At 63.3% G+C, this 15,980-nt stretch carries 12 protein-coding genes; 4 read left to right on the top strand and 8 right to left on the bottom strand.

Going from position 1 to position 15,980, the window contains the following annotated elements:
- Positions 1 to 177 precede the first annotated feature (177 nt).
- The 3 genes from K1X71_14140 to K1X71_14130 are packed head-to-tail and all read right to left on the bottom strand — an operon-like array spanning position 178 to position 5,211.
- A complete protein-coding gene (locus tag K1X71_14140) occupies positions 178 to 1,374 on the bottom strand; it encodes a hypothetical protein (GenBank protein MBX7074282.1) in 1,197 nt (398 codons plus the stop codon).
- 46 nt (positions 1,375 to 1,420) lie between these two features.
- Positions 1,421 to 2,857 carry a DUF1501 domain-containing protein gene (locus K1X71_14135; GenBank protein MBX7074281.1) on the bottom strand — a complete coding sequence of 479 codons (1,437 nt, stop codon included), beginning with the start codon at positions 2,855 to 2,857 and terminating at the stop codon, positions 1,421 to 1,423.
- 2 nt (positions 2,858 to 2,859) lie between these two features.
- Positions 2,860 to 5,211: a PSD1 and planctomycete cytochrome C domain-containing protein gene (locus tag K1X71_14130; GenBank protein MBX7074280.1), complete on the bottom strand. Its 2,352-nt coding sequence runs from the start codon at positions 5,209 to 5,211 to the stop codon at positions 2,860 to 2,862.
- Positions 5,212 to 5,344: 133 nt separating this feature from the next.
- On the opposite strand from K1X71_14130, the gene K1X71_14125 reads away from it, so the two are divergent.
- Both K1X71_14125 and K1X71_14120 read left to right on the top strand, forming a co-directional pair.
- The gene (locus K1X71_14125; GenBank protein MBX7074279.1) at positions 5,345 to 6,490 is read left to right on the top strand and encodes a glycoside hydrolase; all 1,146 of its coding nucleotides are present in this window, start codon (positions 5,345 to 5,347) and stop codon (positions 6,488 to 6,490) included.
- Positions 6,490 to 7,734: a S9 family peptidase gene (locus K1X71_14120; protein MBX7074278.1), complete on the top strand. Its 1,245-nt coding sequence runs from the start codon at positions 6,490 to 6,492 to the stop codon at positions 7,732 to 7,734. The genes K1X71_14125 and K1X71_14120 overlap by 1 nt, the downstream gene beginning before the upstream one ends.
- 6 nt (positions 7,735 to 7,740) lie before the next feature.
- On the opposite strand, the gene K1X71_14115 is transcribed toward K1X71_14120, so the two are convergent.
- Together K1X71_14115 and motA are read right to left on the bottom strand one after the other, a co-directional pair.
- Positions 7,741 to 8,625, bottom strand: a complete 885-nt coding sequence (locus K1X71_14115; protein MBX7074277.1) for an OmpA family protein — start codon at positions 8,623 to 8,625, stop codon at positions 7,741 to 7,743.
- 30 nt (positions 8,626 to 8,655) lie between these two features.
- Positions 8,656 to 9,516, bottom strand: a complete 861-nt coding sequence (gene motA / locus K1X71_14110) for a flagellar motor stator protein MotA (protein MBX7074276.1) — start codon at positions 9,514 to 9,516, stop codon at positions 8,656 to 8,658.
- Positions 9,517 to 10,071: 555 nt separating this feature from the next.
- Here motA and K1X71_14105 point away from each other — a divergent pair.
- The gene (locus K1X71_14105; protein ID MBX7074275.1) at positions 10,072 to 10,254 is read left to right on the top strand and encodes a hypothetical protein; all 183 of its coding nucleotides are present in this window, start codon (positions 10,072 to 10,074) and stop codon (positions 10,252 to 10,254) included.
- Between the two features lie 104 nt (positions 10,255 to 10,358).
- Here the strand turns inward: K1X71_14105 and K1X71_14100 are convergent, their stop codons facing one another.
- Positions 10,359 to 12,020, bottom strand: a complete 1,662-nt coding sequence (locus tag K1X71_14100) for an AarF/ABC1/UbiB kinase family protein (protein MBX7074274.1) — start codon at positions 12,018 to 12,020, stop codon at positions 10,359 to 10,361.
- Between the two features lie 62 nt (positions 12,021 to 12,082).
- Between K1X71_14100 and K1X71_14095 the strand changes: the two genes are divergently transcribed.
- Positions 12,083 to 12,589, top strand: a complete 507-nt coding sequence (locus K1X71_14095) for an NUDIX domain-containing protein (protein ID MBX7074273.1) — start codon at positions 12,083 to 12,085, stop codon at positions 12,587 to 12,589.
- Positions 12,590 to 12,689: 100 nt separating this feature from the next.
- Here the strand turns inward: K1X71_14095 and K1X71_14090 are convergent, their stop codons facing one another.
- Both K1X71_14090 and K1X71_14085 read right to left on the bottom strand, forming a co-directional pair.
- Positions 12,690 to 14,180: a Gfo/Idh/MocA family oxidoreductase gene (locus tag K1X71_14090; GenBank protein ID MBX7074272.1), complete on the bottom strand. Its 1,491-nt coding sequence runs from the start codon at positions 14,178 to 14,180 to the stop codon at positions 12,690 to 12,692.
- Positions 14,181 to 14,394: 214 nt separating this feature from the next.
- The gene (locus tag K1X71_14085; protein MBX7074271.1) at positions 14,395 to 15,708 is read right to left on the bottom strand and encodes a sulfatase-like hydrolase/transferase; all 1,314 of its coding nucleotides are present in this window, start codon (positions 15,706 to 15,708) and stop codon (positions 14,395 to 14,397) included.
- Positions 15,709 to 15,980: the final 272 nt, after the last annotated feature.

Here is a 15,980-nt window from a genome sequence, read left to right as displayed (position 1 = left end):
GCCTGGCCGTTCACTCTTCCCTCTTTGCGACGCACGGGGGCGAGGGTTCCGAGGCGCAGAAACCAGCGCTAATCTCAGTCTAGGCGCGAAGCGCAGGGGAGTAAACGAAATGGCGCGCGGCGCGGCGGCGCTTTCGTCACGATCGGCAGAACTGGCAGCGGCGCGGCTGGGCAGAGCTTATTCGGCGGTGGCGGCGCCGGCCTTGCGGGTGGACTGCCACTGGCGATATTCGGGGCTTTTGGCGAACTCTTCGTAGGGAGGCGTGTTGGAGAGGTCGTCGAGCAGCATGACGCCGAGCGCTTCGATGGCGGTGAGCTGGCGCGCGGTCTCGGGGAAGTCCTTTTCTTCGAGGGAGATTTCAATCAACGCGGAACGAGCCTTCATGACGATTTCTGATTCTTTCGAATCGCACATGTCAGTGAGGATTTTTTTAGCGGGCTCGATCTCGCCTTTGCCGCGCAGAGCGTTGGCGCGATAGACTTCGAGCGCGCGGTCGCCGCCGACACGGCGGTCGAGTCGATCGACGCAGGCGAGAACCTCATCGAACTGATTCTGCAGGAAGTAGAAGTCGATCAGGACGAGGTCGGTCGACGGATCGTCGGCGAAGTCGCGCGCAAACCGCCGCATATTTTCGACGTATTGCGTCTGGTCAACTTCGGCGCTGGCCATGACGTGAATGAGTTGGAAGGCTTTTTGCTTTTGCAGGCTCTCGGGAAGCTGGTCGTATAGCGCCATGGCCTCGGCATATTGCCCGGCGCGCATGGCGGCCGACATGCCCCGAATTTGTCGGCCAAATTTCACCAGGTCGCTCTCGGCCGGCAGCAACTTGGACAACCCTTCGCCGGAAGCCTGTTGGATGGACGGCAACAACAAGTTGCGCAGCGTTTTGGAGAAGAGCTCACCGGCGGAGAGGATATAGAGATCGTAGATCATGGGCGCGCCGTCCTGCCCCTTGCCCAAGTGCAGTTCGTGATAGTTGGTGCCTTCCGTGTCGGGAGACAGCCGGAACATTGCGAGATGCTTCTTGCCGACCTGGCGGACCCACAAGAGGCGATAGGCGCCTCCCTGACCGAGGCCGCGGACGATGGTGTCGCCGAGCCGGGCCGGTCCCCGATAGCCGGTCTTGAAGTCGCGTTCAAGATTGTCGGGATACCGCAGGCCCTTGAGGCCGCGGCGAAAGCAGAGGTCGACACGGAAGTTGTCGTTGAAAAATTCCGCGTTGCCGGCGGTTGTCTCCGACTCGAGCCGTTGGGCGAACTCGACGAACTCGGCGGCGGCGGGCACGCCGGGGGGCGCCGGCGCGGCGGCCTCGTCGGTGGCCGCCATGACGACAAACAGGCGCAAAGTGAGTGCAAGAACCGGATTGGCGATCATTTTGGTTTCCCCTGAAGCATGACGATTCGTTACGCAGAGAACTCTGCTACGACAAGATGGATTGCACGACCTCGCCGCCGACGTCGGTGAGGCGGAAGTCGCGGCCTTGGTATCGAAAAGTGAGGCGCCGGTGGTCGATGCCTAACAGGTGCAGCATGGTGGCGTGGAGATCGTTGACGTGGACGGGGTTTTCGACGGCGTGATAGCCTAACTCGTCGGTGCCGCCGTAGGTAAGGCCGCCACGGACGCCGCCGCCCGCCAGGAACATGCTAAAGGCGCGCATGTGATGATCGCGGCCGACGCCTCCCTTGTTGCTCTGCGCCATGGGGGTGCGGCCGAATTCGCCCCCCCAGACGATGAGCGTGTCTTGCAGCATGCCGCGCTGCTTGAGATCGGTGATGAGGGCAGCGGTGGCGCGATCGCAATCGCGCGCGCAAATGTTGAAGTACTTGACCAGATCGTTGTGGTGATCCCAATCGCGGTGATAAAGCTGAATGAAGCGGACGCCGCGCTCGGCCAGACGGCGCGCCAGCAGGCAGTTGTAGGCGAATGTTCCATCGGCCGATTCGACGCCGTACAACTCGCGCACGCTTTGTGGCTCTTGCGAAATGTCCATTAAATCGGGCACGCTGGTCTGCATCTGAAAGGCCAGTTCGTACTGTGTGACGCGGGCGTCGATTTCTGGATTGGCGAGCGCTTGATTGCGCAGCGTGTCGAGCTGGCCGATGGTTTTGACCAGCCGGCCTTGTTGAGCGTGATCGACGCCGGGCGGGCTGCTCAAGTAGTGAACGGCGTCGCCGTGGGACGCGAAGGCCACGCCCTGATAGCGGCTGGGCAAGAAACCGCTATGCCACTGGCGCGCGGCGATGGGCTGCGGACTGCGCCCATCGGGGCTGGTGCTGGTGAGCACAATGAAGCCGGGCAGGTCCTGGCACTCGCTGCCAAGTCCGTAGAGTGCCCAGGAGCCCATGCTCGGCCGCCCGCTGATCGATGTGCCAGTGTTCATCACGGTATGGGCAGGGTCGTGATTGATCTGATCGGTGTGCAGCGAGCGGACGATGCAAATGTCGTCGGCGATGGCGCCGATGCGCGGCAGAGCTTTACAGATCTGTTGTCCCGACTCGCCATAGCGCTCGAAGTCGAACATGGGCGCATGGCACACCAGTTCTTGGCCTTGCAACTGGGCGATCGGCTGCCCGGCGGTGAAGGAGGCAGGCATGGGCTGGCCATGCAGTTCGGCGAGTTTGGGTTTGGGATCGAAGGTCTCCAGATGCGAAGGACCACCGGCCATGCAGAGAAAGATCACCCGCTTGGCCTTGGCGGCATGATGCGGCAGGCCGCTGACCGCTGGTGCGACGCCTAGGGTGTTGGCATTTGCGGGTGAAGCATGGAGACTGGCCAGCGCGGCGGCGCCGAGACCGAGCGAAGCGCGACCGAGAAAGGCGCGGCGGTTCATGTCTGGCGACGGCAGCAGATGGAGCATGGTTAGTTCCGGGTGATCGTTTCGCTGAGATTGAGCACCGCGCGGGCGACGGCAGTCCAACTGGCTTGCTCGATCGGTGGGAGGTCGGTGGCGGGGGGAGTTTGTCCCACGGCCAGCACCAGCGAGGCCGACTCGGGATGGGCTTCGTAGGCGGATCGCGCATCGGCGAGCAAGGCGCCGAGCAGTTCGATTTCGTTGGCGTTGGGCTGGCGCGAGGTGGCTTCGCGCCAGGTCCAGGCGATGCGCTGCTGGTCGGTGGCGCCTCCTTCATGCAGGGCGCGGGCGGCCAGCGCCTTGGCCGCCTCGACAAAGCTGGGATCGTTCAACAGGGCCAGCGCGGCCTTGGGGGTGTTCGACACGGCGCGCTGCGCTGCGCACTCTTCGCGCGTCGATGCGTCGAAGGCGAGCAGACTGGGGTGCAGAAAGGTGCGCTGCCAATGGGTGTAGAGCCCCCGGCGATACTGCTTGGCGCCCTGGTCGGCGACCCACTTGCGCTTGGGAAAGTTGAGAAACTCCCAATATCCCTCGGGCTGATAGGGTTTGACGCTGGGGCCGCCGATTTGTGGCGTCAACAGTCCGCTGGCGGACAGGGCGACGTCGTGAATGAACTCGGCCTCCAGTCGCCAGCGCGATTGCCGGGCGTACAAGCGGTTTTGCGGATCGCGCTCTACAAGTTCGGCGGAAGGGACCGACGATTGCTGGTAGGCATTGGACGCAACGATCGTCCGCACCAGATGTTTGATGTCCCAGTCACTTTCGATGAACTCCACGGCGAGCCAATCAAGTAGTTCGGGATGGGTTGGCGGTTCGCCTTGCGCGCCGAGGTCGTCCAGTCCGCGGGCGAGACCCGCGCCGAAAAAGAGCTTCCAGAGGCGATTGACGAAGACGCGCGCCGTGAGCGGATGGCGGCGATCGACCAGCCAATTGGCGAGATCCAACCGAGTGAGCCGGCGATCGGCCACGGGAGGCTGCGGCAGAAAAGCGGGCACGGCGGGGAGGACCACCTCGCCCGAGTGGTTGAGCCAATCGCCGCGTGGCAGGATGCGCATCTCGCGCGGTTCGACGGAGACCGTGACCATGCTGGGGATGAAACGCTTTGCCAGTTCGGCGCGCTCGGCGTTTAACGACGCCAGTTCGTTTGCGGCGGCAGTATTGTCGTTGCCGCTGGCATCGACGCGGACCTGGCAATCTTGGATCGCTTTGTCTAGCTGCGCGACGCGAGCGGCATCGGCGTAGTTTGGCGCCTGGACCACGGGATCGCGATTGCCCGCTTTGTAGACTCCCTTGCCTTGCACGTCGGCGAAGAAAGCGGCGAAGCTGTAGAAGTCGCGCGCGGTGTAGGGATCGAACTTGTGATCGTGGCACTCGGCGCAGCCGAGGGTGGCGGCGAGCCAGACGCCGGCCACGGTGCGGACGCGATCGGCGGCCGACTTGACGAGATACTCGCCGTCTTGCGCGCCACCCTCCTCGGTGGTCTTGTCGAGCCGGTTGAAGCCGGTGGCGACGCGCTGGGCCAACGTGGCGCTTGGCAGCAGGTCGCCGGCCAATTGCTCGCGCGTGAATTGATCGAACGGCAGATTCTCGTTGAACGCGCGAATTACATAGTCGCGGTAAGGAGAAATGGAGTGCGGGTTGTCGCTGTGATAGCCACACGAATCGGCGTAGCGGACCAGATCGAGCCAGTAGACGGCCAAGCGCTCGCCAAAATGCTCGGAGGCGAGATACTGATCGACCAGCGCCAAATAGTTGTCGGGAGTTGGCGCCGATTGCAGCGACTCGACATCGTCTTGCTTGGGCGGGAGGCCAGTCAGGTCGAAGCTGAGCCGGCGAACCAGCGTTGTGGCGTCGGCTGGCGGCGCCGGCCGCAATTGCTCCGACTCCAGTCGCGCCAGGATGAAGCGGTCGATGGCGCCGGCGCCCCAGGACTGGTCTTGCACCTCGGGCGGGCTGGTACGCGCGGGGGGGATGTACGCCCAATGTTCCTGCCACGGCGCGCCCGACTCGACCCAGCGCTTGAGCACATCCATTTGCGCGGGCGTGAGTTTGTTGACGCTGTCGGCCGGGGGCATGCGCTCTGACTCGTCGATCGAGGTGATGCGACGAATGAGCTCGCTGCTATCCAAATTGCCCGGTACAACGGGCATGGCGCCGCTGTCGGCGGGGGTGAACAAACCTTGGCGCACATCGAGCCGGAGCCCGGCCTCGCGCGTGCCAGCGTCGGGACCGTGACACTGATAACAGGTGTTGGAGAGAATCGGCCGCACATCGCGGTAAAAGTCGATGGCGGGCGGAGCGGCGCGCAGCGGAAGAATCGCGCCATGCGCCACAATGACAATCCACAACGCCTGCCGCATTTCGCTCACCGAGTAGGGACGGAATTGATCGGCGCTTATTCTAACAGCCGACGCACGGCGATGCGCCGCTTGTCGGCGCGCGACATGTTAAACTACCGCAGCGCGGGGCGAAGCGAACGCGGAGCCAATTGATATGCGAACATTTGCCTTGCTTGCGGCGTGGATTGTGGCCGCCCATGTCTGTGGGCAAGCGGTCTGCGTTGAGCAGGTCGATATCTATCATGTGCCGGGGCGGTTTGGCGGCTGGCCGGCGAACCACGGCATGTGGTCGTGGGACAATGAATTGCTGGTGGGTTTTAGCGCCGGTTATCACAAGGACAATGGTCCGAACCGGCACGCGGTCGATCATGCCAAGCCCGAGGAGCATTTGCTGGCGCGGAGCCTGGATGGCGGCCAAACGTGGGCGATTGAAAACCCAGCGGAATACGGCGCGCTGATTCCGCATGGCGCGTCGCTACACGGCATTGCGCCCCCCGAGTTGGCGCAGCCGACGCCGAGCGATTGCAAAGGGGGGATCAACTTCGCGCATCCCGATTTTGCGTTGACGGTGCGGATGACGAACTCGGACATTGGCCCGTCGCGGTTTTATTACTCCTACGATCGCGGACGCCGTTGGCACGGACCATTCCGATTGCCGCAGTTCGACACGCCCGGCATCGCGGCGCGCACCGATTACATCGTGAATGGCTCAAGTGAATGCCTGCTGATGCTCACGGCCGGCAAGCAGAATGGCAAGGAGGGACGCCCGCTTTGCGTGCGCACCACCGATGGAGGCACGAGTTGGAAGCTGGTTTCTTTCATTGGACCCGAACCGAAGGGCTTTGCGATCATGCCGGCGACGGTGCGGCTAGGTGATAACGAACTATTGACCACCTTGCGCGTACACGAAGGCAGCAATCGCTGGATCGACGCCTGGAAATCGACCGACAACGGCGCCAGTTGGCAACTGCTGTCGCGCCCCGTGCCCGACACGGGTAGCGGTAATCCGGCGGCCCTGGTGAAGCTGAAGGACGGACGCCTTTTTCTGGCGTATGGGTATCGCGCCAAGCCATTCAGCATACGGGCGCGATTAAGCGCCGACGGCGGCCAGTCCTGGAGCGACGACATTGTGTTGCGCGACGGGGGGGGCGGCACCGATCTTGGCTATCCGCGGGCGGTGCAACGGCCCGATGGCAAAGTGGTTGTGGTCTACTACTTTCATGACCAGCCGCTGACCGAGCGCTACATTGCCGCCACCATTTGGGATCCGCGAGAATCGTTGGCGAAGGGCGGGTCGTGATGTCGCGAGTTGTTGCCAGAATATTTCTTGCCGTGATGGGCGCCATGATGTTGTTTCCTGACGAAGTGCTGCCGGCGGATGCGAACTACGACGAAGCGCGGGCAGGGGATTATCAATTGCCCGATCCGCTGGTGGCGGCGGACGGCAGCCAGGTGACCGGCGCGACCGGCTGGCGCGGACGGCGCGCCGAGTTGTTGGAATTATTCTCGCGGCACGTGTATGGCCGCACGCCGGCGCTGTGCGAGATTGAGTTCGCCACAGTTTCGAACGTGCCCGCGCTGGATGGCATCGCGACGCGAAAGCGCATTGCGATCACCGCCAAGCATCAGGGGCGCAGCCACACGTTTCATCTGGTGCTGTTCGTGCCTGCGGGACAGGGGGCGCCGGCGCCTGTCTTTTTGGGGGTGCGACTATTCGACAACGATGCGCAGCGGCCACAGCCTGGCGCGCCGCTTGAATTGGCGCGACCCTTGCCGACAGGGATTGCGGAGTCGGACCTCTCGGGCGATCGACTGATGGAGACGATTTTGCGCCGTGGCTACGCGGTGGGGAACATCGACGTGGAGGAGGTGGCGCCGGACGACAACGCCAGGTATCGGCGGGGGATCATCGGGCTGTACGGCGGCGCGGACGAGGCGGATCGTGGCGCCGAGGAGTGGGGCGCCTTGGGCGCATGGGCGTGGTCGCTTTCGCGGGCGATGGACTATGTGGAGACCGACGCGCAGCTTGACGCAGAGCGCGTGGCGGTGATTGGGCACTCGCGCGGCGGCAAGACGGCGCTGTGGGCCGGCGCGCAGGACGAGCGGTTCGCGCTGGTCATTTCGAACAACTCGGGTTGCGGAGGCGCGGCGCTCAGCCGGCGCAACTATGGCGAGACCGTCCGCCACATCAACGAGCGTTTTCCGTTTTGGTTCTGCAAGAATTTTCGCGCGTTCAACGATCGAGAGAACGCGCTGCCGGTGGATCAGCACGAGCTATTGTCGCTGGTGGCGCCGCGACTGTTGTATGTGGCAAGCGCCGCCGACGATCGCTGGGCCGATCCGCGGGGGGAATGGCTGGCCACGGTGGCGGCTGATCCCGTCTTTCGCTTGTTGGGGCAGCCGGGTTTGGGCGTTAGCGAGGCGCCAAGCGTGAATCAACCGCTGGGAGTCTCGGTGGGCTATCACCTGCGCAGTGGTAAGCACGCGTTGTCGGATTACGACTGGATGCAGTACTTGCGGTTTGCCGACCGGCACTGGCGATAACGCTCGTCAATGCGAATGGGCATCGCCAGCGGCGGCATCGGATGGTGGCGCGTGCGGCCCGGCGCGGAGCGCGTGATTGGCTTCTTCGCCGTGCTCGACTGTGTCGCCATGCCCCGCTTTGTCGTCTTGCTCCTGGTTGTCGCCACGAGCGATGGCGTTGTCGCCAGGGCCTTGGAGATCATCTACATATTCGCTGAGCATGTAGACCTCGACACGGGAATTTTCCGCCGGGAGTCCGGGGCCGCCGTCCTCCGACTGCGGTTCGTAGGGACCGGCCTGGCTGAGTCGCATCCGCTCCGCCTTGATGCCATGATCGCGGAGATAATCCATCACCGCCTGGCAGCGCGCGAAGCAGAGTCCCCAGACACTTTTGAACTCGCCGCTGGCCGGCAGCGCGCGGCCGCTGGAGTGGCCACGGATTTCGATCTTGTTGGGCTTGCCGATCATGGCCGGAACGATTTCATCCAGATGGGCGCGGGATTTTTCGTCGAGCGCCACCGAGTCGGTGGAGAACAGGAGCATCGCGCCGACATACGACTGCTCGCCGCCATGCACCATGAAGATGCTGGGTTTGCGAGCCAGGTCCCCCTCGGGGTTCTCCTTGGGGGGCTTGCGCGTGGGAGCGGCGCCGCCGCCACGTCCACGTCCGGGGCCAAAGCGAGAGCGAAATGAGTTGGAGTGCGGCGCGCGCCCGCCGTCCATCGAGCGCTGGTAGCTGCCGCCACTGGGGCGCGACAAGGGGCCGCCGAAGGGATCGTTGAAATACTGGGCGACCGATTCCTTGATGGGCTTACTTTGTCCGGTGATCCACATCACCAGAAAGAAGGCCATCATCGCGGTCACGAAGTCCGCGTATGCCACTTTCCATGCACCGCCGCCTTTACCCGCCATGATGTGTCCTTGTAGTTGCTAGTCGCCGCTTTAGCCGGCTTCGACTTCTTTGAAGATGGCGTCCAACTCGTCGCGCGTGGGGCGACTCTCTGTGCCGACTCCGCGGCGCGCCTGTTCCAACGCGACCTTGGGAGGGCTGTCGCTCGCGAAATTGAGAACGGCCGTCGAAATTGTGCGGAAGAACGCCATTTCGGTGGCGCCGAGCAACTCCATGCGAGCGGCCAACGGCGCGAAGAAACCGTAAGAGAGCAAAATTCCGAGGAACGTTCCCACGAGCGCGGCGCCCACTTTATGACCAATCTCTTCCACCGGGCCGTCGATCACGCCCATCGTGACGACGATGCCGAGCACGGCGGCGACGATGCCGAAGCCGGGCAGCGCGTCGGCGGTTTTCATCAGCGCGTTGAGCGGCGCATGATGCTCTTCTTCGATCACGTGCATTTCGGCGTTGAGCAACTTGGAGAGTTGCGCGGGATCGGCGGTGCCTTCGATGATTGGCGCCAGCGCGCCGCAGACGAAGTCGGAGACGTGATGGTTTTTGGAGATTTTTGGATACTTTTGAAAGATGCTGCTCTCGTGGGGATGGGCCACATGCTCTTCGAGGGCCAAGAGACCATCGCGGCGACCCGTGCGAAAGACGTCGTAGAGCAGTTTGAACAACTCGCGATAGGCGGCTTTGTTGTAAGGCGATCCTTTGACGGCTTGCAGCACGCCTTTGAAGAGGTCGATGAGGACCTTCTTGGGAGACATCACGATCAAGGCGCCGAGCGCGGCGCCGCCGATGGTGACGATTTCCGATGGGTGGATCAAAGCGCCAACGCTGCCGCCCGCCATCGTGAAACCGCCGAGCACGGCGCCGAGCACCACAATACAGCCAACGATGACAATCATGCTTAAGTTCGTTCCGGGCAGGAGTTGTGGCGAGCGCGGGGCGGCCAAGGCGCGCGTATGGCGCGACGGGCGCGAGATGGCGCCTAGCGATATATAGCTCACACAGAGCGAGAGTTGCGCTGGCGCGCCGGACACGCTAGGCCGGTTGGCCGATACCGAGCAGCGGCATGCCGCGCTTAACGATTGCGCCGGTTATGCACGCGGCCCAACTTAGAGACGCACGTGCTGGCGGCGTTCTCGCGCAGCCTGGAAATGTCGGTCCATCGCCACAGTAGCACCGCCTGGGCAAGCTGGGTTGGCAACTCAGCGAACCGCGACGCACTACGCGCTTCGCGCCGGTCCCGTGGAGTCGTCCGGGGCGTCGCATCGTAGCGAAGCGAAGCCGTTAAGGCTTGCCGGCGCTGTCCAGCTTTCGGACGAAGAAAAAAAGCTAACGCGATACACGGCGGGCCAAACACCGATTCCATAGCACTAACCGCGAGTCAGGCGATCGCGGATTTGTGTCACCCGCGAGCAAACAACCCGATGCGCACCAACGCCAAACGAGTCGAGCGAGTGTCGCGAACGCTTCCTTCTTGGAAGGTCGCGGCGGAGATCGAGAGCCGCCAGGACGAAGTGCTCAGGCTGTTGGACGAGCTGAACGATCGCGTTGAACGCGCCTTGGTGGATTTGGGCGTGGAAATTCGTGGATTGCCGCTCGCGGCAGTGGCAATTCCCGTGCAATCCCGAGCGGCCTAGCGATGAGTTGCGGCGACTGTCCCAGCGAGACTTGCCCGCGCCATCCGCCGCATTGGCGGAGCCAGCGGCATGGGATCGAAATCGTGGCGAGCGGCGCTGCGAGTTCAGCCGCGGCGATTGAGGCGCCCCGACTTGTTGATGGCGCGCAGCAGCCGCAGACCAACGGCGAGACTCAGCCCGCAGCCCACGGCCCCCAGCACCGACACCTCGCGTATTGTCGGCGGCACGTGGTTGCTGAGCAACAGCGCGGATCCTAAGAAGAGCGCGCTGGTCAGCATGCCGAGCACCAGTCGATTGACCGAGGGCTCCAGCCCGCGGTGATCGAGATGGACATCGAACTTGCCGCTTTGCACTTGCTCGATGATGTCGACCATGCCGCGCGGCGCGACCTGCGCCAAAACCTCCAGTTCGCGATAAAAGCGGCGCAACTTGCGAAACTGCCGCGTCGGCGAGAGGCGCCGGAGCAGCATCTTGCGCTGAAACGGCGCGATGACTTCGATCAGATTGAATTTTGGCGCGAGCATGCGGGCTGTGCCTTCGAGCATGACGAGCACTTTGAGCAATAGGGCAATGCGCGCCGGCAGCATGATGTGGTAGCGGCGGATAATTTCGGTCATTTCGTTCAAGGCGGCGGCCAGCGGGAACTCGTCGAACCGCTGATGCGCGTATTGCGAGACAAAATCGGCCACATCGGCGGCTAGCGCCGAATGGTCCATGCCAGGGGGCGCTTGTCCAAGCCGCGTGATGACGGAGGTGAGGAGCGACGAATCTCCCTCCACCACGGCCATCAGCATTTCCTCGATTTCCTCGCGCAAGCGGTCGTCGATCCGCCCCACCATGCCGTAGTCCAACAGGCCGATCACATTGCCTTCCAGCACCAGCAGATTGCCGGGATGCGGATCGGCGTGGTAGAAGCCGTGCGTGAAAATCATCTCCAGGTAGATCTCGGCGCCGCGACGCGCCAGGTCGGGCAGATCGTGGCCGGCGCGAGCGCAGGCGTTGATGTCGGACAGCTTGATGCCCGACAGTTCCTCCATGGTGAGGACGCGGCCGGTGGTGAACTCGGGGTAGGTGGTGGGAATGCGGACGCGCGGATCATCGGCGAAGTAGCCGGCGAACTCTTGCATGTTGCGTTCTTCGCGGTCGAAATTCAGCTCGCGCAGGAGCGTGCGCTGAAACTCGGCGGCGGTCGCCTTGGGACGATAGTTTTTGAATTCCGGGAGCAACTCGGCCATTTCGGCGAGCGCGCCCAGGATATCGAGATCGACGCGGACCTTTTGTTCGATGCCGTAGTGCCGCACCTTGACGACCACGCGCTCTCCGGTGTGGAGCCGCGCGCAATGCACCTGCCCAATGGAGGCTGAGGCCAAGGGCTCGTCGCAAAAGCTGGCGAACAGCTCGTCGACGGACTCGCCCAGTTCTTCTTCGACGATGCGGCGGACCGTCGCGGGGTCGTCGGCCGCGACCTGATCTTGCAAGCGCTGCAACTCGGTCGCCAATTCAACGCCGATAATGTCGGGCCGGGTGCTGAGCACCTGCCCGAGCTTGATGAAGGTGGGACCGAGTTCTTGGAGGGCGAGTCGGATGCGCGTGGGCGTCGAGTGGGTGCGCAACAGCTCGCCATGCGGCGACTTGAGGAAGCCGTCGGCGATTTTGATGTCGAGGCGCTCGAACCAGGTGGCCAGACCGTACTTGCTGAGCACCGACAGCACTTCGACGCCGCGCGTGCTGCTGCGAAGTAGCTGCGGTAGGGCCGTGATCTTCATCATGCCATTTAGTATAGTCGGGCGGCTTTTGAGACTGCATGGCCGCGCGGCGAGGCGTGAGGATGATGGATGCGACACGGAATGACGATTATCGCTATTGTCCCCGCTGTGCGGGCGCGCTGGCGCCGTTGGTCGACGCCGGCCGAGCGCGGCTGCAATGCCACGGTTGTGGGTGGATCCGCTATCGGAACCCCACGGCCGGCGCCGCGATCGCGCTGGTGGAGCGGCACGAACTTTTGATCGGCCAGCGCGGCGACGGCGGCTTTTGCATTCCGTGCGGCCATGTGGAATGGGACGAGTCGGTGGAGGCCGCGGCGATTCGCGAGTTTTTGGAGGAGACGGGATTGTCGGTGCGGATCGAGCGATTGCTGGCGGCGCATTCCAACTTTCACCGAGCCGATCAGCATGCCGTGGGGGTGTGGTATCAAGGGGCGCGCTACGGAGGCGAGTTGCGCGCGGGGGGCGACTTGACGGCCGTTCGCTTCTACCGCTATGGCGATCTGCCGCCGCTCTGCTTTCCGACTGACCAGTTGGTGGTGGAGCAGCTTCACCGCGAAGGGCTGTTGTGAGCCACGGCGAACGGCTAGTGGATGAGGCAACGAAAAACGCCCCGCGCCGAATGGTGTTCGGCGCGGGGCGGAATCGATCAAAGCAATTGGCAAGCGCGAACTAGGCCTGGCCTTCGGCGGGGTCTTTGCCGTCGACCCAAGGGCCGGCGAGCTTCATGTAGTCTGGGGCCACGAGCAAGCTGCCGGTGTCGCCGGCGCGCCAACCAGGAATGTGGTGTGGCTTGTCGCGGTTCTTCGACATCTTTTCCCAGCCAGCGGCCCAGCTTGGATCGGCCTCGGTGGCGCGGCGGTTTTCGTTGTCCCAGAAGAACGCCTTGCCTTCGCGATAGCTCTGGGCGCCGAGGTTGACCAGCACGATCGCGGCGGCGCCAAGATCGGGCGGATTGTTGACGGCGTCCTGCTTGTTCGACGCGATGGCGTCGAGCCAGTTTTTGAAGTGCACCGGCGTGGTGTCGCCCACGCCTTCGACCTTGATGTGCTCCTTCTTCTGACCGCTGAGCTTGGTGACCTGCGGTCGCTCCGGGATGAAGTCGAAGCCGCCGAAGCTTTCGCCATTGCCAAACTCAAACGTGCCGTAATGGCCGCGAATGAGTTGCTTGATGGGGCTCTCTTCGCAGCTCATGGTGGCGGTCACCAGGCCTTGCACGCCTTCATCGAAATCGGCGACCACGGTGGCGACATCCGGCACGTCGCGGCCGTCGTACTCGAGGAAGATGCCGCCCGCGCCGACAACCCGCCGAGGAAAGCGCAGGCCGGTGGCCTTGAGCATCGACGTGGTGCGGTGGACGAACAGGTCGGTGTACATGCCCATGCCGAACGGCCAGTAGCAGCGCCACTGGGCGTAGAGGGCCCGATCGAACGGCATGTCGGGAGCGAGCCCTTCCTTGGCTCCGAGCCAGCGTTGCCAATCGATCGTTTTGGGATTCATTTCGGCGTCGAGCTTGTAGTAGCGCCATTGTCCCATGATCGAGTTGCGGAAGTATTCGGTCTGGTACATCAGCACCTTGCCGAGCTTGCCATCGTTGAGCAGCTCGTTGACCTTGCCCCACAAAGGGAGACTGGTCGATTGCACGCCGACCTGCATGATCTTGCCGCTGGAGCGCCACGCGTCGACCACCTGCATGGCCTCTTCGACGGTGTGGGTCATCGGCTTTTCGCAGTAGACGTGCTTGCCCGCCTTCATGGCGTCGATCGCCTGCTTGGCGTGCCAATGGTCTGGGGTGGCGATGCAGACGGCGTCGACATCCTTGTCGGCGAGCATGTCGTTGTAGTCGTCTTGCTTCTTGGGATCGACGCCGGTGAACTCTTTGATGTCGGCGCAGACTTTGTCGCGCTGAACGCTGTAGACCTCGGAGACGGCGACCAGATCGATATTGGCGCCTTCCTTGCTCAACTTCTTGAGGCTGCCGACATGGGCGCCATGGCCGCGGCCGCCAGGACCAATGAAGCCGATGCGGAGCCGGTCGTTGGCGCCATACGCGCGGGCCGGAGCGGGCGCGCCGAAGATCGAACTGGCGGCGCCGGCAGCGGCCGCGCCGACGGCGGTGTTTTTGAGGAAACTGCGGCGCGAGACGTTGTCTTTTTCTTCCATCGCGAGATGTCTCCTGCGGTTCGGTAGGGTGGGCGGTGGTCGATTACATCCCCAATGACCACCGTTATGGTGATTTTCAAAGAGGCTATTCTAACCGGGGGAAAGGCGGATTGCACGCGCTGCGAATGGGTATTCGACCGGATCGCGTGGTCCGACTATTCTCTTGGCAAGCGCTGGCTAACAGCCGGTTTAGCGTCAGAACGCGGCTGCGCTGCTACTTCGCCACCGTGGGATCGGCGAACATCCGTTGTTGCTCGGAAAGCGCTTGTTCCAGTCGCTGGCGAACGTCGCACAGGCGAGCGTCGTCGGCCAGATTCGTCAATTCGTAAGGATCGCTGCGCAGATCGAACAGTTGCATTGTTGTTGTGCCGCGCACCACGTAGCGGATCAACTTGAAGCGTTCGTCGCGAATCATGCGCTGCTCGCGACGGTACGCGGCAAAGAGCACGTCGCGCACGCGCGGCTGGCGGCCTTCCACCACGGGACGCAGGCTGTGGCCCTCGACAGCCGATGGGACCGATGCGCCCGTGTAGTCGCATATCGTTGGGAAGAGATCGAACAGGTACACCAGCGCCGCCGACGAACCGTGCGCGATGCCGGGGCCGGCGATCAGCAGCGGCGGTTTGACATGCTCGTACAGATTTTGCTTGCCCATCAGGCCGTGACAGCCGCCGACCGCCAGGCCTTGATCGCTGGTGTAGATCACCAGGGTGTTGTCGAGAAGCCGCTGGCTTTCCAACTCGCCGAGCACGCGTCCCACTTCGTGATCGAGATGCGAAATCGTCGCGTAATAGTCGGCCAGATGTTGGCGCATGGCGGCCGGTTGGCGCGGCCGCGCGGCCAACTGTTCGTCGCGAACATCCATTTCGCCATTGTCGAACGGATGCTCGGGCAGGAAGTTTTTTGGCAGTGAAAGGCGCGCTGGATCGTACAGCGCTCGAAAGCGGGCCGGCGCGAGTCGCGGATCGTGCGGCACGGGGGGCGCCAGATAGAGAAAGAAGGGGCGACCGCGGTCGCGGCCGCGCAAGAACTCGATCGCGTGGTCGGCATGCTCCGTGGCCGATTGTTCGGTGCGACCATCGGTTTCGATGTTCACTTCAAAGGCGGCGTTGCCAAACGTGCAGGAATTGCCGCGCTTGCCGCAATGAAAAGTGGAATAGCCCGCGTCGCGCAGGGCGACGGGCAAGAGGGGCGTGCCGGCGGGCGCCACTGGCGCGCGTTGATCGCTGGGAATGCGCCACAGCGACTGGCCGGTGATGAGCATCGTGCGGCTAGGCAGGCACACGGCGCCGATCATCGAGCCCATGCAGTAGGCGTTGGTGAACGCGAAGCCGCGCTGCGCCAAGCGGTCGAGATGCGGGGTTTGAATCTCGTCGTTGCCGAGCGCCGCGATGGTATCGGCACGCTGATCGTCGGCCAGGATAAGCACGATGTTGGGGCGCGCGGCGGGCTCTTTCGAGTCGTCGGCCGTGGCCAACGGCGCGGCGCAACAAAGCGCGAGTAACATCACGCCGACGGGCCAAGCCACGGAGCGCAGTTTTCGCATAGCCGGTCGCATGCCGCACCCGATGGATCAAACCCCAGGCAAGAATCGGACAGCGGGTGTGACGCCGGCGTTCACAGGCCGCCGCGAACCCAAACGTAGGCCAATACACACAACAGCGGAAAGGCCAAGAAGATCAGCCCGTAGGTGAAGATCGTCGTCCAAACGTAGCGGGGCCAGCGTGCCATCGTCTCGTCACATGAAAATTAGGGGGATGGCCCTATTGTAACAACCGCGACGGCACATTTTCAGGAGTC

The organism is Pirellulales bacterium (assembly GCA_019694455.1).
GTDB lineage: Bacteria > Planctomycetota > Planctomycetia > Pirellulales > JAEUIK01 > JAIBBY01.
This window is presented reverse-complemented; position numbering and strand designations above follow the sequence as displayed.